Below are 24,893 nucleotides of genomic sequence, written 5' to 3'. Positions count from 1 at the left end.
GATAAAGTGGTTGTACACAAATTGTTGACAGAACAGCTATGAAAAGGTCCCTGCTATTTTTAGCTTTTATCATTATTTTTTCGGTAGTTAGCATTCAATTATTGGTGATACCTCATTTTGAAAGTAACGTCAGATACCCTACTGAAAAATGGGCTTTAGAGTTTTTAACATCAGGCTCTACGGATCTTCTTGCACAACAATTACAATCCATACCTAAACACCAGAGAATGGCCTACTTACAAAACATACAAGCTAATTTTGGCTTTGAACTTACTTTACAAGACTATCAACAAAATGATTTTTCAAGTGAGCAACAATCTTGGCTCGCAGAGGATAAAATTTGGGGTGATCCGCAAGCAGATTTAGCATATCGAAAAATAGATGACGAACAGCTATTAGTAATTGTAAAACCCAATACGGTTCCTAAGCATCTGATCAACGAAGCGCAACGTTGGATGATGGGCTCTTTTTACCTACTGAATAATATGCTGATGCAACACCCACAGCAGAGCTGGCCGTCGATAATTGATTCGCTCAGTGATGCTTTTACATATCCCGTTGCACTGATGACATTGAGTGAGTTAACTTACACAGAGCAACAAATAGCCCAATTAAAAACAGGAGCTATTGTGACCATATCAACTGCGGATTCTGATTTTATTGGCTATCCCGCTGACATTGCCGTACAGCGCATCAAAAATAGCGATAAAGTAATTGTACTTGGCCCTTTTAGCCCTCAACTAAAGGGCAAAGTGGTGTACATGTTAAGTATCTTTTATTTTATATTCGGCTTTTTTCTGCTTATACCAATTATAATATGGTTAATTCCTGGCTGGCGCTCTATGTTATCGCTCAATAAAGTGGCGATATTACTTGGACAAGGTAAATTTGATGCTCGCGCTAAGCTAATTCGTTTTAGCCATCTAAACCACTTGTCCAAAACGTTTAATACCATGGCCGAAAAAATACAACGCCTTATCTCTTCTCATAAAACTCTGATCAATGCTGTATCACATGAATTGCGAACTCCCATCGCACGCATTGAATTCAATGTTGAATTACTTAGAAATAGTACAACCAATGACTATCAACTAGGGCAACTAGAGCGGATTGAATTATCTTTGAATGAACTAAATTCATTAGTGTCAGAAATGCTTACACATGCTCGATTTGAGCGCGAAATACCCACTCTTACATTTGCAACCGTTGAACTTAATCATTGGATAAAACAAGAGTTAATCTGTTGGCAAGAAGCCAACCCTGATACTGAGATTGTTTTACTTGAACAAGGCGTTTGCCATGCAATGATTGATAAGTTTTATATGAGCCGTGCATTAAGTAATTTAATGCGCAATGCCATAGCGTATGGAAGAAACCATATTCAAGTAAGCTATGAACAAACCGCAAAAGGCTGGCTGATTTGTGTTGCTGATAACGGTGATGGTATTCCTTTACCCTGTGCTGAGAAGGTATTTGAACCATTCTATCGAGAAGATCAAAGTCGTAATTTGCAAGTCGGTGGAACCGGACTAGGCCTTGCAATCGTTAAACAAATTTTAGGCTGGCATGAAGGAACCGCGAGTGTTGAGCCATCCAGCTTAGGTGGTGCATGTTTCATACTAAATTGGCCTGCCAAACGCACACATCGATAATCCACATAGAGAACAAGAAATGAAAACAAAGATTTTAGTGGTAGAAGATGATTTACCGCTCGCTGAGTCAATTCAAGAGTATTTAACGATTGAAGGCTATCAGGTTGAAATAGAATCAAATGGCAAGCATGCGGTCTCCCGTATTCTTCAGTGGCAGCCAGCTCTGGTGCTGCTTGACGTTATGTTACCGAACAAGGATGGCTTAACGGTATGCCGCGAAGTAAGGCAGTCATACAGCGGCTATATTTTGATGTTTACTGCACGAGAAGAAGAAATTGATCAGGTTGTAGGGCTTGAAATTGGTGCCGACGATTATTTATTAAAGCCGGTGAAACCTCGCTTACTACTGGCAAAAATTAAAGCTTTTTTAAGACGTGGACATCCCACAGATCCACTCGCCATAAAGCCACAAACGAAAGAGTCTATAACGTTTGGGCAATTAATCATTAATACGCACAACCGAACTGTCTCTTTAGCAACGCAACATATCCAGCTCACAGACGGCGAATATGACCTACTGCTACTGCTTGCTAAAAATGCAGGAGTTATTCTGTCACGTAGTGACATTGTTGAAAAAATAAAAGGTTATCACTATGATGGAATTGAACGTGGTGTTGATAATCATATTAGCCAGTTACGCAAGAAGCTCGGTGATAATGCGCGTAACCCAATAAAAATTAAGACTATCCGTTCCAAAGGCTACTTATTTGTAGTTAGTGCGTGGTAGTTCTAGGTGGATATGGCGCTATATCTCCAACATGGGAGTAGCGCCTTTGAGAGACTTGGACTGTGGATAATACATCTATCTCAGCAACTATTTCACACTAACCAGAGGAGTTTTAATCTAAAGTTATTCTTCAGCCATTACTCGTTTACCATTACTATCGACAACTAATAAATATGAAGCGCCAAAATTACCCGCACATAAATCGATAGCCTGATTGGCAACTTTTAGGCCATTAGCACAATTACTCACCGCTAAGAACGCTGTGACACTGCCCTTTTTTGTAGTTAATACTTTTTTATCATCAATTGACACATCATACTCGCCGTTGGCAAATAAACGCACATTAAATACATCTGCAGTATTATTTTGTTTTTTATCAATGACAGACAAAGCCCGCTTACCTGAAGATTGCCAAGCAATTACCCATAAATCGTCGTTATTACTCAAAGTTGTATTTATGCGTTCCTCTTTATTCGCATTGATACTATCTTTAACTCCCAAGTTAATCATGTTATTGATTACTTTATAACTGTAGTTATAGCGACTACCCACAGCATTGGCCTCTACATCGCCCGCAGCGATGTTATCACTATCGAATAAACCACTGTAGCCGGTGCTAATACTCCTTTTTTTGACATGAAAGTCAGCCATATAATCCAATGAATTTATGAAAGACATATTTGCTTGATGGGTTAATTTATCATCTAATTCATCCGTGCTTTCACCACATCCACTTAAAGCAGCTGCCACACCAAACAACAGTGCAATACTAAATCCTTTATTACTGGTGCTCATAACAATCTCCATAATGTTTAATTTTATCAACGCTAAAAACCGCACTAAACGCTGTTATTACTTTAATAATTTTTTATTAATCAATTACTAAGTATTTTATTTCGAATAGCGAAATTTACTGAAAAAATGTTAGCATATCCTTTACGAGACATCTCTCAGCGCTTGTCGGACATTGTCAGAAATTGTCTGTTTATAATGAACAGTTTAATGATGGCCTTGCGTTATAGTCAGCTGATACGGCTAAATACCTGCTCTAAAAGCTGTGTATATATTTTCTCAATTTTTAGTAAGTCATTAATAGGCACATGCTCGTTAACTTGGTGGATGGTATTATTTCGTACCCCGCATTCAATCACTTGGGTGTAGTCATTGGCAAAAAACCGCCCATCAGAAGTTCCGCCACTGGTACTTAATAAAGGATAACTGCCTGTCACATTAAAAATAGCTTGTTCAACTTGAGTCAATAAACAGCGACGCGTTTGATGACTCGTATAAAAAGGCTCACACGGACGCTCCCATTCCACACTCAGCAAAGCTTGTAAATCGTCTAACGCGAATTGAATCTCATTTTTTATATCACTGCTTTTATAACCATGGCTATAACGAATATTAAATGTCATTTCACATCGTGCTGGCACCATATTATCGACCACATTTGCAATATTAATCCCGGTTATTTGCAAGCTCGTATGTGAACTTGGCTCGTCACGCTGCCAAGTTATGCTAGTCAAGCGCTTGATTACTTCTGCACTAAGATGAGCTGCATTGATGGTGTTTTCTGGATAAGCAACATGCCCTGCTTTGCCGTTGATCACTAACCGCGCAGAGAGTGCACCTCGACGGCCATTTTTGATTGTATCACCAACATGCAAATGACTGGTTGGCTCGCCGACAATGCAGCCGTCAAGTTGGATGCCCTGTTGCGCTAAACGCTCGGCAATCAGTAGTGAACCATATTCCGCCTCCCCTTCTTCATCAGAGGTGATCAACCAGTAAAAAGTACCTTTTTTTGCAGCTACGTTAGCTAGTAATGCACGACTGGCACATAACATGGCGGCAACGCCCCCTTTCATATCAGCAGCGCCTCGGCCATAAATCGCGCCATCAATAATATCACCTGAAAATGGTTCTGCTCGCCACGCCCCTCCAGATGCGGGGACCACATCAATATGCCCCGAAAAAGCATAGCGTGGCCCATCACCAAAGCTTACTTTAGCTATTAAGTTAGTAACATTATTAAAGGTAAACTGTTCACAGTTAAAGCCAAAGTCTGTTAACTGCTTTGCTAACCAGTCTATTGCCCCGGCTTGCTGTGGTGTAACAGATTTAAATTGGATCAGCTTTTGAAGGTAACTGACCACAGTATCAGTGTGGATTGCATCATTCGTGGTGTGAGATTGGATAGCTAAAGTCATAATTAACACCCTTATTAAGAGAGAGTGTATTCATTACAACCTGAATTTATGACCGCTTTATGAAACACGGATTATACTAATCGTTTTAAGTTACTGACCATTTATAGCGACAGAAAAATACAGTGATAACAAGGCAGAGATTTTGACATGTAGTTGTTCTCGGCAATTGCTCCTGCATTGCTCTACCTCTTGCATCCATGCAGTCTTAAATGAAAAATTACTAACGCAGTTAGCGCTTTATTTAGCGCGCTAGAATGGTTAAATATTTAAGTCGATTGGTATTAGTGTGCACCTTCTTCGATGAATGCTTCTTGGCTAACTTTAGCGATATCTTTATCATCTTTGGTCAATTTTGTTTGTTGCCAACGACCACGACAAAACCACAAATACGATAGCGATGCGACGATCACATTGGTGACAGCAAACGAGTACCAAATGCCGTGATCGCCCAGATGTGTGTGTTTTGACAAAATATACGCCACCGGAAACTGTACTACGCATTGAGAAAACAGCGCCAACAACATCGCATTAAGCATGTTCCCTGATGCTCTAAATGCAGCCACCACACATAATTGCACGCCTATTCCGCCCCAAGTTAAGCACATAACACGAATAAACTGTGCGCCTTTGGCTATCACACCTTGATCATCGGGGATAAAAAATGCCACTAAGTAAGGTGCAAATATAAATGCAATCGCCCCAATAAAAGACAAACCACATAATCCCCAAAGTACCGCCAACTTAGTAATTTGCTCTGCTCGTTGCGGGTTACCTGCGCCCATGTTTTGTCCGACCAAGGTCGACACAGCCATCGAGAGTCCCATAGCCGGGATCATCACCATCTGTAATATATTTGAACCAACACCATAAGAAGCAATGGTTTGAGTGCCAAAACTAGCCACTAAAAAAGACATGATAATCAAACCAAATGCACGCGCTGACAACTCCACAGAGCCTGGTGCACCTAAATAAAACGCTTGTTTGATATAACTGTAATCAGGAATGAAACTTGATAATTTTAGCTTAATACCATGGCGACCACGCATAAAAATAACAATGCCAGCAATGGCTGCCAAACTTTGTGTCACCAATGTAGCCAGCGCTGCCCCCATCACCCCAAGACCTGTAAAGCTGCCATAACCAAAAATAAATAATGGATCGAGTACAAAGTTTAGCAACACGGTTACGGAAACAATGATCAATGGCACCTTGGTTTGGCCAATACCCCGCATTAAGGCTTGAAACATGGCATAAATAAATACAAATACCACCCCCACAAATGACACATGCATAAATTTTAAAGCATCGTTATAAACGGCATCTTCAACACCCAGTAAATGTAAAAAGTAAGGCGATAGCAAATAACCGATAACTCCTAAAAAAATGGCTGTCACAGTCACCATTAACACTGTTTGCGCGGCCACATGGTTTACTTTATCTTGTTGGCCAGCCCCCATATATTGCGCTGACAAAATTGCCCCCGCCATCGCAAGTCCAGAGCCAATCGCAATCACTAAAAAAGTCACCGGCATACTTACTGACACCGCTGCAACTTGTGCCGCCCCTAAGCGACCAACCCAAAACGCATCGGTTAATTGATAGGCAGATTGTAAAATGTTGATAAGAATAATAGGAACTGCAAGTTTTAACAGTGCTTTGCTAATAGAGCCAGACAGAAAAAGATGGTTGGTTTCGTTCATTGTATACCCTTGCTTTAAGCAGCAATTATAACTTATTTTCCTGACCTATTGATGAATAGCAATAAAAAAGAGTGCACTGTCAATCGATTTTAAACGTCAATTAAGTAAACCTTAATCTAAATCAAACAAACGCTGCGCCGTTTTATACCCTGTTATAAAGCTTGATCTAGAACAGTTTTATATTTTTTTTTTGGCTGATAATAGCGTCAATTCAAAAAAGTAGTTCTCGGAGAACAGCATGAAAAAACAACTTAGCGCAGCGTTACTCACCTCACTTTTAATCGCGTCTCCTTTCGCGAGTGCAAACTTAAGCGTTAATGTCGGTGCTATTAATGTTAACCCTGACAATAGCAGCTCAGCGATCAATGAAGATCCAAGTTTAGGCTTAAAAGGTAGCTCGGATACACAACTAGGTATTACAGTTGACTATGCATTTAACGATCAGTGGGTTCTAGAATTGGTTGCTGCAACACCCTTTTCTCATGAAGTTAATGGCGCAGGTGGTTTAGCTGGCAATAAAATAGCAGATATTAAGCAATTACCGCCGTCACTAATCGCTCAGTATCACTTTTTAGAAAGCACTTCAGCATTTCGTCCGTTCGTTGGTGTGGGTATTAACTACACAGTGTTTTTTGATGAGCAACCTTCAGCTGCACTAAAAACAGTACTGGGTACCGATAACGTTGAAGTCAAGCTTGATAATTCATTTGGTTTTGTAGCCCAAGCAGGCTTCAATTACATGCTAGATCAAAACTGGGGCGTACACGCAATGGTATCAATCATGGATATTGAAACCGATGCAACTGTGTATGCCGGTGGCAAGCAAGCCCTCACTTCAACAGTAAAAATTGACCCTGTAGTTGCCATGTTAGGGGTTAAATACGCTTTTTAAGCATGCTCTAAAAAGGCCTGATGGCCTTTTTATCTGTGTGTGTAAAATCAGCTGGGAAGATTTGTTATTTTTTTCTGCTCTAACATTTCTTTCCAGTGTATAATTTCCGCTGGTAATATAGGCACAACACCGTCGAAGTTTACCGCCTCTAGCATTTCTTCTACGCTGACGACACCTCGCTTGCGCTTAAACACACCTCTTACATAGGCGATCGCATGCAAGCCACGCTCGGAATGAAATTTTTGCTCAATATAAAAATACTTATGATCCCAACCCACTAAGCGCGTGCTAATGGTATAGCGTTGCATTGGCTTAATATCACGAATATAAGTAATGGCCGTGGCGTTAACGATAGGAAACCAACGTTTTTTCATAATCGTTTCAAGCAAGCCAACTCGCTCAGTCATCCAAGTGCGAGCTAAATCCATCATTGCTAAATAACGAGAGTTAGTAAGATGTAAATTAATATCACAATCACTTGGCAGCGCTTTGTAATCTATATCCACAGTGTCTAACAATGATTGATAATCACGGTTACGTTTGATTTTAAAAAATAATAATAAAAGACGAAAATATAAGTTCACAATAAAGGTCTTACCAGTTAACAATTTTGTGAGTGTAGCATAGCGTATTGCATTGGAGAATATTCTGCTCTACTCTGAAATTCTCTGATTATAAATAATAGTAGAAAAATGATGAAAAAATCAGTTTCTTATTTAAGTGTGGTATTAGCATTGATGAGTACCAGCGCGATGGCCGACTTTAACTATCCAGGCGAAGGAAACGTACGTTATCCAACTGGGGTTGAAAAGCCGTTTCAATTTGGGTTTGCTTGGCAGCAACAAAATAGCAAGTTTACTATAGGTAAAAAAAGCTATGATATGCAATTACCTGAATCCTATTCCATTGCTATTACTTTAGCAAAAGACGAGCAACAAGTGTGGGTGCAAGAATTTAATAATGGCTTTATTGAAGGATTCAGCTGGGAAATTGGCGAACACACAATCAAACTTGAAAAACGTCAATATAAAGGCGCGGTAAAAGGGGATTATGTTATCAGTTTAGATAACAAAGATTACTTTTTTGCCCGTAATAACATCAGTATCTTAATTAAGTTCACCGCTGAGGGTATCGATACTGTCGCTATTGACGGTGTAACCAAAGATATGGGTACTAAGCAATAGTACCCAACACTGTTGATTTGAGTCAGTTTACACTTTTACCGTTTTACGATTAATGCCGTAATCACGTAGCTTATTTGCAACTGCGGTATGACTTAACCCTAAACGCTTAGCCAACTGTCTCGAACTTGGGTAAGCAGGGTACAACTTACGTAATAATGTAGCCTCAAAACGCTTTACAGCTTGATCGAGCGAGCCCTCAAAATCAGACTCCAAGTACCCTAAATCATGGGTAAATGTAGGTAATTGTAAATGCTCAACACGCAGCTCGTTATCATCTAATAACGAGACCGCACGGTATATCGCATTTTCTAATTGGCGGACATTGCCCGGCCAAGGATAATCTTGTAAAAACGACAAACATTCTGCAGATAGTTCCGGAATTGCATGACCATTTTGCTGCGCATATTTTTGAATAAAATGTTCTGCAAGTGGCCCTACATCAGCTTTACGATCACGTAATGGAGCAATTTCTAAAGTCAGTACATTGATCCGATAATATAAATCTTCTCTAAACGTACCCTCTTGTACCATCGCGGGTAAATCTTTTTGCGTGGCGGCGATAATGCGTACATTTACTTTTACTTCGTTCTCATCGCCAACTTTGCGAAATGTCCCATCTTGTAAAAAGCGCAGTAACTTAGTTTGAAGTTGGGTAGACATTTCACCCACTTCATCTAAAAATACCGTGCCACCATCCGCTTGCTCTAATACGCCGCGTTTTGGCGCTGCATTTTCTTCATAACCGGCATAACCAAATAATTCAGACTCAGCAACATCATCAGGCAGTGAAGCGCACGATAAAGCGATAAAAGGTTTCACAGAACGATTAGATGCATAGTGACAAGCGCGTGCCAGTAACTCTTTGCCGGTACCGGTTTCACCAGTGATAAGTATCGGAGCTTCAAGTTGCGCCATTTTACGCGCTTCACGAACCACACGACGCATCGCAGTGCTAAAGTTGTGAATAGTTGCAAAGCTTTCTTGACCATAACGACGAAACGCACTTACCTGCTGACCTAAACGGCTTTGTGATTTGATGTTGATCACCGCACCGGCTAATACATCACCTTCGTTGCCTTGTGGTACTGCGATTGGCAAGATATCCGCGATAAAATCTTCACCAGCCACCTCAACCCGGGTTGTTTGTCCCAGTACTTCTTTGCCTTCTAACCAACGGGTAAAGTTAAAGCCTTTCAATAGATTATTAATATTTGAACCAATAACTTCTTTTTCAGTTAACTGTAAGTCTTTACATGCAGCATCGTTGCAAAGCCTTACCCAACCTTTGGCATCAATTGAGATCACACCATCTGGTAGCGCACGCAACAATGTGTTGAGCTCATTATGCTCACGCTCAGAAGGTAAAAAAGCGGTGGTACGTACATCCTGCACACCATCAATTAATCGAATTGAGGGCATGATTTTTTGAAACTGCTCAAATTCAATCGGTGGAAAACTCACATACATACGACAGTTAATTGAATCAACTTCAATACCTTTTAAATCAACGCGATAGTTGACTAAAATATTGAGTATTTCTTGAGCAATACCGATGCGGTCTGCACAATGGATATCTAAACGCATTTCACCCTCAAAAAGAGAAAACCTACTATGTCGCAAATAATACGCTAACTACCCATCGCTGGGTAGTCTATTGTAAAGATTTTTGGACAAATGATACTAACCATTATTGCAAAGACTTTTTATGGCAACTGACTATAATTTAGTATGAATGATATTAGAAAAATTCAAATACTTGGCTAATATCATTTCCACAAAAAATCCGTATAATGAAAACATATTAAAAAATGTAACTACAGTGATAACGAGGCTTGTTTGAAAATTAAAAAATATAAACTCTTTTCTATTCTCTGCTTAGCCCTAATTATCGCTGGCTGTAAGGTTGAAGACCCCTATGATACAGGCGAAACACAAGCCCAAAAGAGCGATGCACAACTGCGCGATGATTATTTAAAAAAAACGTTTAATGGTGTAATCACAATAACCGATCAGCAAGCTAATAGTGTGGCTGGCATCATGGTTGAGTTTGCAGGACAGCAGTATCAAACAAATGCCAGTGGGCAAATTAATTACTCAGGTATTACAACAGGTAACCATCGGTTAATGATCGCTGATGAAAGTTACTTCCCAGCTGTCGCTACAGTCAAAATTACTGCTGATAACGCTCAGCAACAGCTGACCCTAACAGCTAAGAGTAGTAACTCGGTTAGCCTGCTATTTGCTGGCGATACTATGTTTGCACGACGCTTTTTAGATCCCTCTTTGGCAACTATGACGGCTGCGATCCCTGATGTCGCAGGGGCACTTATTCGTCCAGCAACAGCCAGTGAAAATGCTCAAGCATTAACACATTTTGTCGCACCATTTTTTCAAGCTGCTGATTTTTCATCAGTAAACTTAGAGACACCGATAACAAGTAGTCCTGAAGCAGCACATCCAACAAAAGAGTTTAGCTTTTTTTCATTACCTGAGACGCTAGATGGGATCAAAGCCATTGGTATTGATTACGTCGCACTAGGAAATAATCATGTGTATGACTTTTTAGAAGATGGCCTCAATGATACTTTGCTTGAAGTAGATAGCGCTGGCCTTGCTCACAGTGGCGCAGGGAAAAACATAGCCAGTGCTTACCAAGCAAAGTTCATGGATGTGGGAACACTCACGTTAGGACTTTTTTCAGCGACCTCCATTACAGGTAAAGAACATGCAATTACCTATGTTACCGATGCCACAAAAGGCGGTGCCGCAGATTTAACAGAAACAGAATTAGTCTCCAACTATCTTAATGATGCAGTGCAAAATAGTGATTATGTAATTGCCCAAATGCATGGTGGTGATGAATACACTTATCAACCCAGCGGTTACATTAAAGGCAGGTTTAATTCTTTATCCAAACAACAAACCAATTTATTAGTTGCTCATCATCCGCATATTGCCCAAGGCTTTGCAGTTTTTAATGGCGTACCTGCCATTTTAGGCTTAGGCAATTTTGTGTTTGACCAAGACCGCTTAGAAACGCTGCTTGGTGTTGCGGTGTTAGTAAATGTAGACAAAGATGCATCTCCTATGACGAAGCGCGCTTTTGCTTACCCTATTTATGTTGAAGGGTATCAGCCTAAATTTACCAATGGTTTTTTGAGTGATTATTTATTACGACGTCTGGCTGAGTTTTCTGATAATAACATTACCTTGATCCCACGAGATGGTTATGCCGATGTATTTTTCACCGCAGATCAAGCGACTGTTTCTCAGCACACGGAAACAGTTACAGTTACCCCAAATCAAAGCATTCTAGATTTACGCAACTTTGCTCCATCAACAAAAGCATTTTTATCTAAACTTGAAATTATTGACGGATCGCCAAGTGATGTCACTTTAGGGCGCGATTTAATGATTTTCGGTGACTTTGAAGATTGGGATAACGATGATGAACAACTAGAAGTTGCTCGTTGGGATCACACCGGCGACAGCGTAACGCCTTGCTTAAGTGGTGCTCGTTCAGGCGCGCAAGGCTTATGCTCTGCTCGCACCCAGTTTGATAACACGCCATCGCTGCTCCCATTTAGACAAACCATTCGTGCAATGGAATTACCTAATGATGATGGCTCAATTGATGTCTTCAAGGAGTTTAGTTTGTTTGGTTACAGTAAAGCTGAAAACGCCGGAAAACTAGACGCAAAAATAGTTTATACCACCGCTGAGGATGGCCTTGAATTTTCTACTCAATTGGTCGATATTGAACCGGCTGGTAACCATGACTGGCAAGCCTTAAACTATGACTTTTCACTGCCTTCTGACGACTTAACACTTGGCCCAGAACAGTTACCACCGCGCGGTATTAAAGTTACCTTGCGTCACTTTGCGCCAAATAGTGGCGAAGCAAGCTTGGCGTTGGATGATATGGCAATGATTTCATGGCAACAAAAAGTAAACTTCACTGATACGATGTGGCGCACGGATAAAATCCATGGATTTGACTTTTTACGTTTAAATGCAACGTCTTCTGTTACGTTTAAACTAACGTATAGCACCTTTAATTAATCTCTATTCTATTTTGGAGCTAATCGTGGCTTTTAAACAACAGTTTTTTTTACTTAAACGCCAGCGTTCTTTTTGGCTTACTATTTGCCTGTTTATCATTGTGGTGATCTCAAATTCATTATCACTGTTTAATTCATCAAATGCCTTTTTCTATAGCCGTTTAGCAAATCTTACACAAAGCCAGCAAAGCAATGTTGTGATCATTGAAAGTGAGCATTTAAGTCGCGAACATAATGAACTAGTACAACAACTATTAAGCTATCAACCAAAAGCAGTATTGGTTTTTGCTAATGAACAACTAACAGTAAATAAAACCTTGACGGACATGGCACAAAACACTGTTTTTTACCCACACCCTAAAAATGACTACTGCCTACCACATATAAACGATTGGTCTGGCTACAATGTTGAATTAGCCGCTATGGCTGACAGCTCATGTCTGGCAATTTGGCCGACACTGTTTAACGACCTTGATAGTAGCAAAAGTGTATTGCTTAACTTCGCTTTAGCCCCTTCTGCACTGCCAAAGTTTTCAGCTGAACGGCTGATGACAATGGACATTATGGCCAGCCAGTTACAAAACAAAATCATTATTCTCGGTCAACATAATGCTGGTTTAGGGGTAAAACTTAATGCGCCTAAATTAACCCAGACATCAAACTATTTATTACTTACTGCTTATATTGCCGATACACTTGATAAGCAAAGCAGCATATCGCTACTGACACTATGGCAAAGCACCCTACTGCTGCTTAGTATTTCTTTACTACTGCTGTTCGCTTTTCAAAAATTATCAATTAGTTACAGTATCGTAATTGCAGTGCTAACAAGTATATGTTGGTTTGGCTTAGGGTATTTTATTTTAGTGTTTCAGCATTTATTTTTACCCGTTGGCCAGATGACCATTTTTACCTTTATTACACTAGTGTGGGTAATATTGGTTAGAAAACTCAACGAAGACAGGGAGCTCACTAGCCTAATTGGGAATATTCAACAGAAAATGGCTGGGCGCTATTTACCAAAGTCATTTATTTCTCAAAGCTCGCCTTGGGATGCGATTATTCGCTTGGTAACTCAACAACTTGCTTTGAATAAATCGATATTTTTAGCGCGTAAAGAAGGCGATCACCGACTAACCGAAATAAGAGCCGTCAATTGCCACCTTAGTGATATTAAAGAAATGCGCCGCGATTATAAGCGCGCGCCATATTCAGATGCTTTAAAAGAATTTGGTGTTGTGCCAATTTTGCGCCCATTTTTTAATGAGCTAAGTGACGGTGAGCTGCAATATATCGTGCCATTTATCTATGCCGGTGATGTGCGTGGTTTTTGGGCAATGACAGTAATGCCTGATGCACAATTTAACAAACAAGCATTTGAGCGCAATGTAAATGCCTTTGCCGGACAAGTGGGTGAATTACTGTTCCATTATCGAATTATTGAATCACAAAATAATGCTAATGATAGCGCCCTATCTCAACTACTCACTTTGAAATTACAAGAACCGCTCAGCCAGCAAGTGAAAACGTCGATAGCGGAAATGGAACAAAAGCTAACGACCTTAGAGCATGTGTTTAATAATGTTCGCTCTGCGACTGTATTATTTAATTTATTTGGTCAAGTGGTGCAAATAAACAAATCGTTAGAAAAACTAGCTGCGCAGCATCAATTCTCTATTTTTGATATGACAGCATTGGATTTGCTCTGCTTAGTTACTGATTTAGATACTGAAACCGCGAAAGGTAAATTACGCTTTATCACCTTACAAAAAGGCGATATTTATCTTCAAGCTAAGCTTGATGAAAATACCTATATACTCAATGTTCGAGCAATGGATGCAAGTCATCTACAAAATGCATCTGGCGAGCCATTTCAGGTTTCAGGTATTTTATTTGAGTTTATTGATATTGCGTTTTTTATTGAGCAAATGCCCAACAGCAAACAACTGTGTGATTCATTATGCAAACAACAGCAATTTTACGCTCAAAACTTGATGGAGCCATCAACTAGTGGGTGATTTTATTTTACAATTGTTTCCAGCAGGTGGTGGCTTAGGTCAATCGGTGATCACCACTGTATGGATAGGCATTACTGTTGTTTGTTTGTTAAATTTACGATTTGGTTTTCCGCTTACTGGGCTTGTTGTGCCTGGTTATTTAGTGCCACTACTTATTGTTAGCCCAACCTCAGCCGCCGTTATCTTAATTGAAGCGGTAGTAGTGTATGGCTTAATGCTCTTTAGCGCTAAGTACGTAATGCAAAGATTTGGCTACGCCGAGATGTTTGGTCGTGACCGCTTTTTTGCCATTATCTTGATCAGTATTTTAGTGCGTGTAGTCATGGATACTTTGTTTTGGCCATTGATTGCTAACGTGCTCAGCGGTTGGGATATAACCTTTGATTATTCATCACAGCTTTATTCCCTGGGGTTAGTTATTATCGCCCTCACTGCCAACGTGATGTGGAATGGTGGCTTTAAGTACGGCATGAAAGTTACCATTGTTCAGCTACTAATTACTTTCTTATTAGTTCGTTTTGCACTCATGCCAATGACTAACTTTAGCATCGCCAATTTAGCAATTATGTATGAAGCGGTTGCCGCATCAATTATAGCGGCACCAAAAGCCTATATTATTTTGGTGATCACTGCGTTTATTGCGTCGCGTGCCAATATTAAATATGGCTGGGAATTTAATGGCATTATGCTACCCGCATTATTGGCGCTGCAGCTTATGCAGCCAACTAAATTGCTCACATCCTTTGCAGAAACAGCCATTATACTGATCATTGGTGCTTCGCTATTAAACTTTACGCGGTTACGTAATGCCAATATTGAAGGTGCAAGATTATTGCTATTTTTCTTCAATATCGGTTTTATCTATAAGTTATTTTTAAATTATTTTGTGGTGCACTACTACCCTGAAATAAAAGTTACCGATACCTTTGCTTTTGGTTATATGCTGTCTACGCTTTTAGCATTAAAAATATATCAAAAAAGCGCACTAGGCTTAGTGATCCGAGCCACCTTTCAAACTTCAATCCTAGGCGGTGCGTTAGCCATTGTGATCGGCTTTATTATCATGTTTATCCCTTCTTTATTTGTTACAACTGACATTAAAGAATTGCAAAGCACAAACAAAGTCAGCGCTCTTGGTCAACAGATCAGTGAATATAAAAGCTACCTTTATACGAGCAATAAAGGACAACTAGACATCAGCAGTTATCAAGCTAGTCAGGACAAAAATAACTTTAAACAAGCGATTTATGAAATTAATAAAGCCCCTAATTCAATAGAAAACTTACTGCTGAATAAACAGCGCTTAGCTAAACTTGATTTTCAATTGCAATTTGATGATAGTTATATTTACATTCGCGATGCTAGAAAAACCTCGCAACGCGGGTTATTTGTTATTTCTCGAAAACCAAGCGCAGATTTCATAGTCACGGTACCATTTCCCACTTCAGAAAGTTTAGCGAGCGACTCTGCGGGGCTTATATTTTCACACTTTGACAGTCGTGCCTTAGTATTTGGTACCAGTGCTACACCAACGACGGAATTAACTCATAATAATAAACAAAGTCCTTATTATTTAGCATTTATTGAAGCGCTGGGGCTTGAGCAACTATTTCAAGTACGGGAAGTTAACAATCGCACAAATCGTTTGTTAATCAAAACCCCTGTCGGCGCAACAAGTCAGTATTGGATTTACAATCAGTTACCAAGCTCACTCAGCCAACGTTTGATCCAACAGCTATTAGGACATCAAGAGACTTTTTTTGGTCAAGCAACCAATAGCTCTTTACCTGCAGCAAATTTTAATGGCCAGCTGTTTGAAGTGTTTTTAAATAGTGATAACTACACTACGTTATTAGCTAACATATCTCGTGATGAAAGTAATAACTATGACAACGCAATTAGCTATGCAACGCAGAGCCTGAATGAAGTGATTGAGCTATTTGCTGACAACATTACCGCTAAAGGCAGTGGCGCTTATAAACCATTAACGGCAAATCAAGCCGCCTTGTGGGAATTTGAAATATTACACCCTCTATACCGTTTAAAAACTAAGCTGACGGATCAAGATGTAGATGAGAATATAATCAATCAACTAAATCAAATTAATGCCACAGCCAGACTAATGGGCTATCAGCTAACATTACTCAATAACGCGCAAGGTCGCTTTTTACTTATCGCCCCTTTCGTTGATGGGGCTGCAATAGCCTATGGTCAAGGTTTCTATGTCATCAATCTGACATCAAGTACCCAACTTAATATTGAAGTACCGCGACCATTATTTGAAAGTAATACCTTAAAGTTTGCCACTGAACTATTTGTAAATAGCCGGGCAGAGCATTTACTGATCGCCGGTGCCCATCCTTATGCGCATCCACAAGCGAATGTATTATTACCCAATAATGTTGATTCATTATTTAATGTGGTTCATCAAAGCTATTTACGGTTTGCACAAAATAATGCCATTTTAAACTTACAAATTCGTAGTCACAGTGCACCATCATGGATCAGACCCACCGCCCTAGCTTTTGAATATACGCAATCAAATAACGCCCACCAGCATCTTTTACAAACACTTAATCACAGTTTGCAAGATTTGGCTGTTGATTACCAAGTTGTGCAAGGCCAAACCGCGACAAGAGGTTTAGAGCTTGGTACGTCGCCGCAATCTGGCTATCAAATATTTGCTCCCCACAGCGAACTAGCAACCCTGTGGCTTGCATCTGATTTTAAACAGCAATTTTCTGTTAACCAGCAAAGTCTTTTACAACGCTTGCTCGCGATTTCAGCGCAACCAACAATTAAAGTAATGAATATAACCACATTATCGCCTGCCAATTGGCAAGCTGTAAGTTCACAGCAGCAAAGTCATTTTTTAAAAACGATTGAGCATTATGCCAGCACGCAACGCTTGACGGCACTGGCACAACTATGTAAACCATTCGCTAACTGTGAATTACAAACAATTGAATTTGAAGGCCGCCAAGAGTATGCCCTCGCGATCAGACAAAAAGGTAAGCTGTTGGCAATTTTTAATCCGATAACAAACCGTCTCACTGACCAAAACCGTTTTAACACTATGATGATTGAGGGATCGTATGCAATTTATTAAACGACTCTTAAAAATACTCATATTGCTCCTAATACTTACTGGGCTTAGTTTTGCGCTGTTTAGTTTTTATCTGTGGATACAGTCAGCTGAACCTATAACTAGCCGTTCGGATGAAGAGACACGCTCTAACGTTCAATGGCTAAGCACTGAAAAACCATTGATTTTTTCGTTTTCTAGCACTAGAACACACTCGATCCGAGTATTATCAAATGCGATATTTTCTGAACCACAGGATTTAGATAAACCGATAAACTATGCCATTGAATACGCATTCTTAAATGAAAAAAAACAAGTAATTAGTAGTCATGTCTATCACCATGCGTCAAAACTAACACCTCCCGACAATGAGCAACAAATAAAGCAAATTATTGAAAATCGGCAAGCTTTACAGGTCTCATCTGGGCAATCTTTTTATATCAGCCCAGAACAATTAAAGAACGTTACCAGCGTATCATTAAAGTTAATTAGCGAAGATAGCCAAGTTATGGGAGTTGTAGTGCGAGTCCATGCTAAAACACATAACGATAATGATGATAAATACAGCGCGTGGCTCAAGTTACCATTAGAGCGAAGAGAGCGAAGCAGCGCATATCACAGTATTGGGGTTAATGCGTTATCAACCACAGAAATAAACAATGCAGTTACCTATTCATGGCTAAAACTTGCTCCACAAGGTATTCCTGGGATCGACTTTAAAGCCGACATTTTATATGAAACGCTGCCCTACAATGTTGTTACTTATGACTTTGCGCAGCAACAACTTAATTTAAATGACTATTACACCGATGCGACACTGTGTGCGAGCATTGAACTAAAACAGCCAGATTCGCTTATTTTCAGTCTGGACAAATCAGCTGAAATCAATTTAACTTGGTATGATTTAAGTCAGTTTATTGCACCACATACTGTGCTTTATCGCGCAAATACAGCGCAGCCACTGAGCTTTATTACCGAGCCATTAGATATTGGTTTAGTAACTATATGCAGCACCGAGCCACTGTTAAGTAATTGGTCTTTTAGCTCACTACAACCGTTAACGACCGCACAAGATGGTTACTATCAAATAAGTAACTTATTAAATGCTCGCTTCACACTTGAAGGAAGTAGCGATATTAACATCGATCTCAGATCATCTAGTCGAGGTCATGCTACTGTGATTGTTTATGATCAAAATAATCAGCCAATTGATACCTTTACTATTTCTTATGACGATGAATTATCTGAATTTGATCGAGTTATTCTAGATTCCACACAACGAGAAAAAATCCCTAAAGCAAATAGCTTTTATTTACGTCTTAACGAACGTGCAGCGGCATTGGTAATTACAACTGAGCAACCGACTCTTGTACGTGTCAAATCACGTAATAGCCAGTTTAACTATCAACGTACGGTATGCCATACGAAATGTATTGAAGATCCAAACTTTCATGATATTGCCGCTTGGTATGAGCAACAAGCTGATAACCATTACGACTTTACTGAACAAGATAGTTACGTCAATATCCGAGTTTTCCAAGAGCCACCAGAGATCCTAATTAAAGACAGTTTCTATCAATCAAGAGAGCTGTTTAAACAATTACCGATCTCTAATGTCGCATTGGTCAATAGCCCAACAAAATATTTTACCCCAGTTACTGAGCCCAGCCCTTATAACTTTGCACCATTGCAAAATAAGCATCTGCTGCAAGCGGCGACTAATGCGCCAAGTACAGATCCAGGCAGTGTGGTTTATCAACTAAACAACAAAACAGCCAGAGAAGTAAATTTAGTAGACACTGACTTTGAACAACTGGCAAGTATTGAAAAAAATGCCCAACAAATTTATCAAAACTGGCAAGGGCAACGCCCGTGGCTTAAACAACGGTTGTATAAACTTACGGCAAATACGCCACTAAAATTAGCATATCCAACGCAACGCCCGTACAGTGTGGTATTAAAAGCGTACAGCCATTATGCTGAGCAGAGCATTATCCTCGATATTGCTCAACGTGCTAAATACCAAAGTGGCTTAACCCATGATTATAGTATTGCAAACAAGCGCTATGGACTTCAGCCGAGCCGCTTAAGTGATGCCTTTTTGATCCATCCAAAAGACAGTCAACTATTTGCTTACCCGGCAATTACTCAACAGCTCAATGCTGATGTTCGTGCGCTCAACAGTTTAACCATTACAAGCAATAAAACCGTCTGGATCGCAGTATTAGAAGAGTACGCTAACGAAGAAGTAAAAATAAGGTGGTGGAATGATGATGCAAGCTAAACGCTTACTTGCGATAATATTACTGTTATTAACTAGCGCAAGTTACGCTAGTTCGTCATCACAAAATGGTGCCTATGCGGTTACAAAAGCCCAACTAGCGCAATGGCTGAGCACGCAAACAAACTTGGCGCAAGACAACGAACTAACATCAGCGTTAACTTTAGTAACGAAAGATGAACACGTTATAGCAGGAGAAATAAAATACCAGTCGAGTGGCAGTCAGTGTATTGCCTATGCTCCGCACCGCTATTTTGACAAACACAGCTACCCTATTGCGATGGCTCTATTTACTGAATGCCAGGTTTTCTTAGCCAATACCATACATCGCAATACACTTGCAGCTGATGGACAAAAAAGTGATCTAGGTAAATACCACTACAGTGTTACCAATGCGTTTATTCAAAGCTACGCCAACACAGTCGATCAGTTCGTTATTTATCAGATACACGGCTTTGATCCAAAAAAACGACACACTAAAAAAGCACGCAATAGTGATGTAATAATCAGTCATGGTGCCAAGCCAGCTACAGCTAAATTACAGCAAATAAGCCAGTGTTTAACTGACAAATTACAACTTGCCAGTTATGTATATCCGTTAGAAGTTACAGAGCTTGGCGGCACAAAAAATATTTTAAATAAAATTCTGCCAAGCAATGGCGAATTTTTCCATATTGAATTAAGTGATATATTACGCGCGAAACTTGTTCAACAGCCTACTTTGATGAGTCAATTTAAAATATGCATTACGCTATAACTGCTATTATTTTCAGCCTATTGCTTACTTTGAGCCCACACGGCTTAGCCAGTAATGACAATATTTTGAGTTCGCCTATGTGGCTAAATGTGACACCTAACGTGCATTTAGATAAATCTCAGCAAGCGATGTATTTTGAAGCTAAACAAAGTCGTTATCTTTGGCTGGCAAAAGGTCAATGGCTGGAGCTGGATAGTACAACATTTAATTCGTTTATTTACAGCTCGGGGACCAGTCACCTTGCCCAGCAGAGACTCAATGTGAGTCGCGATTTTATCTGTGAACAAGCCAAGTGTCAGTTACCGATTGCATCATATAACCGCATTTTAAAAATCACCAATCACCTTGATGAAGGTGTAACCTTAACGGCAATGGTCGGTGAAACAAACCGTCACCGTGATAGCTTCCGTCGCGCCGTAAAGCTACCACGAGCGGTAACTCGTTTACAATATGGTCAAAATATTGAGCATTATTATCACTTTAAAGCGGGCGAAAAAGTAAAACTGTACTTTCAACACGCTAAAAAATTAAAACTAACTGTGCGCAAAGATTTACTAAATAAAGATATTAACGGCAAAGTCTATACCTATGTAAATGAGCAACCGATCAGTGTGCTCGGTGTTATTGCCAGTCGCGCCAGCGAGTATAGTGACCAACACATTGGTTTGGCCAATACCGATTACTTAGCAATAGATAAAGGTGAATACCTAACTATACGTAGTGAAACAGACGCTTATATTAAACTTGAGCAAAATCACAGAGCAATTTTTGATGATCAAGCAATGGATAAGCAACAAGAACGTTTGTTTCAACCATATTGGGTTAATAATTTAGACAACACGCTGCGTGCTATCTACTCTCAACACGACTTATCACAGCTAAACAATTCACCTTATCAAAGTGGTGAATTACTTTCGCAACGTCGTTATCAAGATTTACTTAGCACAATTTCATCTCGCGATTTTCTTGTTCCGAAGTCGCAGGATAAAGCGTACTTTAATAGTCAATTTAAGCAGTTTGATAGCTTTAGCGGACTGCGGATGGTTGATGATACTGGCTACCCTGTACTATCAGAGCACTATGCGCAAATACATCAATTAGGCCAGCAACAGCATCAATTTTCTCTAAACAATAAACAGCGCGTGAGAACGACGATAACACTGCATGCGCGCAGCAGTGTCGATAGCCAATTGTTAGTTCGCAGTGGTAACTTAAAATGGCATTTAACCTTGCTAAAAAGCGAAAATTTTGCCGCTTTTGAGTTAAACGTGCCTTTAACAACAACTCAATTAAGCATTCAGAATCTTCAGCAACAGCGCCAACCAATTGAATACGTAATGCAAAGTGATCAATTACTAGATTTACCAAATAATGAATTGCTCTATGCACAAGCAGGTACGCTAAAAGAAAAAAGTAATCTTATTCATAACTTATTGGCCCAGCAAATTAGCCAAATCGGTGATGAGTTTACTGCCGCACTGCTCCCTTATAAACCACTGAAAACAAAAACTGCGGCAATAACTTCCACTGATACTATGCATTGGCAACATCAACTCGGTGAAGCTGAGTATTTAATGGCAGAGCATCCACTTCAGGCACTGCAATTAATTAAAAAATTAGTCAACGTGCCCAATACAGATATTGCAATTAAAGCGTGGCAATTGCGTCTCACTATTTTGATGGCGCAAGGGCGCGACGCTTTAGCCAAAAGCTACCTTGAAGGGCTCTACAAAAGCAGCCAAGAAGTGGCTATCAAATCCTATGCTGGCAATCAGTTGATACAACAATATCAAACATTAGAGCAAGACTATAAACTGCAAGGTTTATGTGCCAATGCTTTAGATTTATTAGCGCCATGTAGGAACATTTTGATTGCGCTTGCAATCAAACAACAAAAAAACTTACTCGCATTGTGGTTAAGTCATGACTTACCTAATCAAGCGGCATTGCAAACAAGCTTTGCAAAATTAAATTGGCGCGATTACAGCGAAGCAGATATTCAACAGCCCAGCTACGAACTTGATTACCCAGGCACGCAAACGCTTGCCAGCCCAACGGGGTTAATACAAGCACTGGTGGTTAATAAAAGCCAAGCGGTAACATTCAAAGCGCAAAGCCAACCACTCACAATTGCCCTAAGAGCGCGCAGTACCAGTGTTCAAAATGGTCAATATAAAATGAGCTGGTTGTTTGCACAACAGACATCGCAATCATCAAAATCAGCGCAACACACTGTACTGCCAATTTTTTCTGATATTAACTCGCAAACCCTATTACGCAATGATGCTCAACCGCTGTCGATCTCCAGTGACGCGTTGATCACATTACAAGCTGGTGAGTCAGTTCGCTTATATAGTGATCAACAAACATTTATTTCCTATAAAATACTCTCGCAGCCATTGACGACAACGTATAATTATCAAAATATGGCAACCCGCTATTTTTGGCAAACACCATTTATGGCGTTGCTATATGACACCGATATCAACATGCAGACGTTATTGAATAATACCTTATTTAAGTTAGCGGATAAAACGCTAACCACCAATGAGTACACGCAAGTTTTAGCGAAAGTAAATGCCCTGAGCTTACCTCCACAACTCGCGCAGTTATTTTCACGTATACAAAGTTATGGCCAGTGGGTTCCTCTACAAGACTATACTGACTTTGCTGGCACGCAACTCATTGCTGTGGATTCTCAAGATGAGAGTAGCTATAGCGACCAATTACTGCGTACCAGTAGCCAAGGCGGTTTTACGCAAGGATTAGTCTTACGCCCACATCATGATTTACATATTGACTTGAGCCAAACCCGCTCAGAACAAATTCGTTTAAACTTTCATTTTTCGGTCGCAGAGTTATCTGCAGCGGCTGACTTATCCCAAGGGAATGTCGCGAACGTTGCAATAAAATTAGCCACATCGGAAAAAGTTTGGTCAATACAACCTGATAAACCAACTGCATTTGGTTTTAATAAAACTGAGCTAACCGATAATGTGCTCTCGTTGCAATGGCTTAATCCTTATTTATCACAAATGATGACAATCAGCGCACAAGAGTACCGTAATGGTCGCTGGTATGACTTACCGCTTAGCAATAACTTGTTATTTTACACTGTTCTGCCAGAGCGGCATTTAATCGCACAATTACCAGCCGATCGCTTAGTTAAGCTCGAGCAAATGCTCCCAAGCAGTATTGTTGGTGAATTTGAACAACGCCTTGAACGCAGCTTTTTCCACCCAGCAGGAAAAATAGAAGTCAGCACCGACAGCATCAAGCACGTTCGCTTATATACTTGGCAATTGAGTGAAAGCAATCATAAAATATCTAATTTTGAAGCCGAGCAAAACAGCTTCGCAAACACCGTAATTTACCAACTGCCCGTTGCTCAGCGTGCCCTGCAAACTGAGGTCGCACAGTTTCATCCAGACGACTTAAGCTGGCAAGCATTTATTAATTATGACCGCCGAGGTATTTTTGAATCTAGCGAAAACGTCCCTATTCGTCATAGTATGGATGTTGGCGCTAGGTTTCGATTAAGTGACGATGAGAATTGGTATCGTCTTGATCTTACTTACTCTTTGAGCGAACAAGATAGCGAACTATTTTCGATTGATGGCTATCATTCTTGGCAAGATCATGACAGTCCTTGGTACGTCGACAGCGCCTTGCAAACCACATGGCAACCAAGTCAAGCAGACACTGACAGCCAATATGCATTTAATACCTATGTGCAGATTGGTCAGATCTGGCGCATTGATGAAAGTCATCGTCATCAATGGCAAATAAGTCCATTCTACAGCTACAGCAGTGCTAATATTGAAGACTTTTTATTTGATCCTAAACTCAATTCAGACATTTATAATTTTTATCGCGAAGATCACCCGCATGGTTGGCGAGGCGAATATCAATATCGCTATCAACCGTGGGTTGATAGTTACTTTAATTTTCTCGCCGGCAGCACGTCCAATGCCGATTGGACAAGCCTAGATATTTTGCGTTTTGGCGCATCTTGGCATCAATATTATCAAGGGCAAATCTTCCAAGCCGGATTAACCAGTTACTATAAGTTTGCTGATAAACATCGCCCTAATAGCACATGGCAATACATCACCAGTGTAGGTTGGCGAAAACAGCTGCCATTAGGTAACTTTTCACAAGGGTGGATCAAAGTACGTTGGGACCAAGATTGGTTTAGAAATGACCATAACATCAGTCTCGAGTTTTCGACTGGCAATATAGCTGACACCGGTTTTGGTGTTTTCTCTCACGACGAAATTATTTTTGAGTCACTGCAACTCAATCACTTTTTAGAGCAGAATTAAT

General features: G+C 40.1%; 15 protein-coding genes. 10 read left to right on the top strand and 5 right to left on the bottom strand.

Annotated elements, in window-relative coordinates:
* Window positions 1-38: 38 nt before the first annotated feature.
* Complete coding sequence (locus tag H5186_RS02460; RefSeq protein ID WP_182739370.1) at window positions 39-1,652, top strand: ATP-binding protein; 1,614 nt, start codon at window positions 39-41, stop codon at window positions 1,650-1,652.
* Between the two features lie 19 nt (window positions 1,653-1,671).
* Window positions 1,672-2,379 carry a response regulator transcription factor gene (locus H5186_RS02455; protein WP_182739371.1) on the top strand — a complete coding sequence of 236 codons (708 nt, stop codon included), beginning with the start codon at window positions 1,672-1,674 and terminating at the stop codon, window positions 2,377-2,379.
* A 123-nt stretch (window positions 2,380-2,502) separates the two neighbouring features.
* On the opposite strand, the gene H5186_RS02450 is transcribed toward H5186_RS02455, so the two are convergent.
* The 3 genes from H5186_RS02450 to H5186_RS02440 form a co-directional block, all read right to left on the bottom strand.
* Window positions 2,503-3,174 carry a hypothetical protein gene (locus H5186_RS02450; protein WP_182717073.1) on the bottom strand — a complete coding sequence of 224 codons (672 nt, stop codon included), beginning with the start codon at window positions 3,172-3,174 and terminating at the stop codon, window positions 2,503-2,505.
* A 227-nt stretch (window positions 3,175-3,401) separates the two neighbouring features.
* A complete protein-coding gene (gene dapE / locus H5186_RS02445; RefSeq protein ID WP_182717072.1) occupies window positions 3,402-4,589 on the bottom strand; it encodes a succinyl-diaminopimelate desuccinylase in 1,188 nt (395 codons plus the stop codon).
* A 281-nt stretch (window positions 4,590-4,870) separates the two neighbouring features.
* A complete protein-coding gene (locus H5186_RS02440) occupies window positions 4,871-6,289 on the bottom strand; it encodes an MATE family efflux transporter (protein ID WP_182717071.1) in 1,419 nt (472 codons plus the stop codon).
* A 238-nt stretch (window positions 6,290-6,527) separates the two neighbouring features.
* Here H5186_RS02440 and H5186_RS02435 point away from each other — a divergent pair, with 238 nt between their 5' ends.
* Window positions 6,528-7,181: an OmpW family protein gene (locus tag H5186_RS02435; protein WP_149980817.1), complete on the top strand. Its 654-nt coding sequence runs from the start codon at window positions 6,528-6,530 to the stop codon at window positions 7,179-7,181.
* A 47-nt stretch (window positions 7,182-7,228) separates the two neighbouring features.
* Here H5186_RS02435 and H5186_RS02430 read toward each other — a convergent pair whose 3' ends face one another.
* A complete protein-coding gene (locus tag H5186_RS02430; RefSeq protein ID WP_182717070.1) occupies window positions 7,229-7,765 on the bottom strand; it encodes a thioesterase family protein in 537 nt (178 codons plus the stop codon).
* A gap of 108 nt (window positions 7,766-7,873) precedes the next feature.
* On the opposite strand from H5186_RS02430, the gene H5186_RS02425 reads away from it, so the two are divergent.
* The gene (locus H5186_RS02425; RefSeq protein WP_404674458.1) at window positions 7,874-8,365 is read left to right on the top strand and encodes a hypothetical protein; all 492 of its coding nucleotides are present in this window, start codon (window positions 7,874-7,876) and stop codon (window positions 8,363-8,365) included.
* A gap of 27 nt (window positions 8,366-8,392) precedes the next feature.
* Here H5186_RS02425 and tyrR read toward each other — a convergent pair whose 3' ends face one another.
* Complete coding sequence (gene tyrR, locus H5186_RS02420) at window positions 8,393-9,949, bottom strand: transcriptional regulator TyrR (RefSeq protein WP_149980819.1); 1,557 nt, start codon at window positions 9,947-9,949, stop codon at window positions 8,393-8,395.
* A 252-nt stretch (window positions 9,950-10,201) separates the two neighbouring features.
* On the opposite strand from tyrR, the gene H5186_RS02415 reads away from it, so the two are divergent.
* From H5186_RS02415 to H5186_RS02390, 6 genes are read left to right on the top strand one after another with little or no spacing between them, the layout of a single operon-like run.
* The gene (locus tag H5186_RS02415) at window positions 10,202-12,427 is read left to right on the top strand and encodes a CapA family protein (RefSeq protein ID WP_220493209.1); all 2,226 of its coding nucleotides are present in this window, start codon (window positions 10,202-10,204) and stop codon (window positions 12,425-12,427) included.
* 25 nt (window positions 12,428-12,452) lie between these two features.
* On the top strand, window positions 12,453-14,444 hold the full coding sequence (locus H5186_RS02410) for a hypothetical protein (protein WP_182794078.1): 1,992 nt from the start codon (window positions 12,453-12,455) through the stop codon (window positions 14,442-14,444).
* Window positions 14,437-17,553 carry a poly-gamma-glutamate biosynthesis protein PgsC/CapC gene (locus tag H5186_RS02405; protein ID WP_182717068.1) on the top strand — a complete coding sequence of 1,039 codons (3,117 nt, stop codon included), beginning with the start codon at window positions 14,437-14,439 and terminating at the stop codon, window positions 17,551-17,553. Before H5186_RS02410 ends, H5186_RS02405 begins: the two co-directional genes overlap by 8 nt.
* Window positions 17,540-19,813 carry a hypothetical protein gene (locus H5186_RS02400; protein ID WP_182794077.1) on the top strand — a complete coding sequence of 758 codons (2,274 nt, stop codon included), beginning with the start codon at window positions 17,540-17,542 and terminating at the stop codon, window positions 19,811-19,813. Before H5186_RS02405 ends, H5186_RS02400 begins: the two co-directional genes overlap by 14 nt.
* Window positions 19,797-20,567 (top strand): hypothetical protein, encoded by a 771-nt coding sequence (locus H5186_RS02395; RefSeq protein WP_182794076.1) that lies wholly within the window; start codon window positions 19,797-19,799, stop codon window positions 20,565-20,567. The genes H5186_RS02400 and H5186_RS02395 overlap by 17 nt, the downstream gene beginning before the upstream one ends.
* Window positions 20,552-24,892 carry a hypothetical protein gene (locus H5186_RS02390; RefSeq protein WP_182739375.1) on the top strand — a complete coding sequence of 1,447 codons (4,341 nt, stop codon included), beginning with the start codon at window positions 20,552-20,554 and terminating at the stop codon, window positions 24,890-24,892. Before H5186_RS02395 ends, H5186_RS02390 begins: the two co-directional genes overlap by 16 nt.
* Window position 24,893: the final 1 nt, after the last annotated feature.

This window comes from Pseudoalteromonas sp. SG41-2 (genome assembly GCF_014164535.1).
Taxonomy (GTDB): domain Bacteria; phylum Pseudomonadota; class Gammaproteobacteria; order Enterobacterales; family Alteromonadaceae; genus Pseudoalteromonas; species Pseudoalteromonas rhizosphaerae.
Note: the sequence above shows the minus strand (reverse complement) of the source record. Positions and strands in the feature narration are given on the sequence as shown.

Bases quoted from the DNA above. Each gene is read 5' to 3' on its own strand.
- H5186_RS02460 (WP_182739370.1), top strand. From the start codon at position 39: ATGAAAAGGTCCCTGCTATTTTTAGCTTTTATCATTATTTTTTCGGTA.
- H5186_RS02455 (WP_182739371.1), top strand. From the start codon at position 1,672: ATGAAAACAAAGATTTTAGTGGTAGAAGATGATTTACCGCTCGCTGAG.
- H5186_RS02450 (WP_182717073.1), bottom strand. From the start codon at position 3,174: ATGAGCACCAGTAATAAAGGATTTAGTATTGCACTGTTGTTTGGTGTG.
- dapE (WP_182717072.1), bottom strand. From the start codon at position 4,589: ATGACTTTAGCTATCCAATCTCACACCACGAATGATGCAATCCACACT.
- H5186_RS02440 (WP_182717071.1), bottom strand. From the start codon at position 6,289: ATGAACGAAACCAACCATCTTTTTCTGTCTGGCTCTATTAGCAAAGCA.
- H5186_RS02435 (WP_149980817.1), top strand. From the start codon at position 6,528: ATGAAAAAACAACTTAGCGCAGCGTTACTCACCTCACTTTTAATCGCG.
- H5186_RS02425 (WP_404674458.1), top strand. From the start codon at position 7,874: ATGATGAAAAAATCAGTTTCTTATTTAAGTGTGGTATTAGCATTGATG.
- tyrR (WP_149980819.1), bottom strand. From the start codon at position 9,949: ATGCGTTTAGATATCCATTGTGCAGACCGCATCGGTATTGCTCAAGAA.
- H5186_RS02400 (WP_182794077.1), top strand. From the start codon at position 17,540: ATGCAATTTATTAAACGACTCTTAAAAATACTCATATTGCTCCTAATA.
- H5186_RS02395 (WP_182794076.1), top strand. From the start codon at position 19,797: ATGATGATGCAAGCTAAACGCTTACTTGCGATAATATTACTGTTATTA.
- H5186_RS02390 (WP_182739375.1), top strand. From the start codon at position 20,552: ATGCATTACGCTATAACTGCTATTATTTTCAGCCTATTGCTTACTTTG.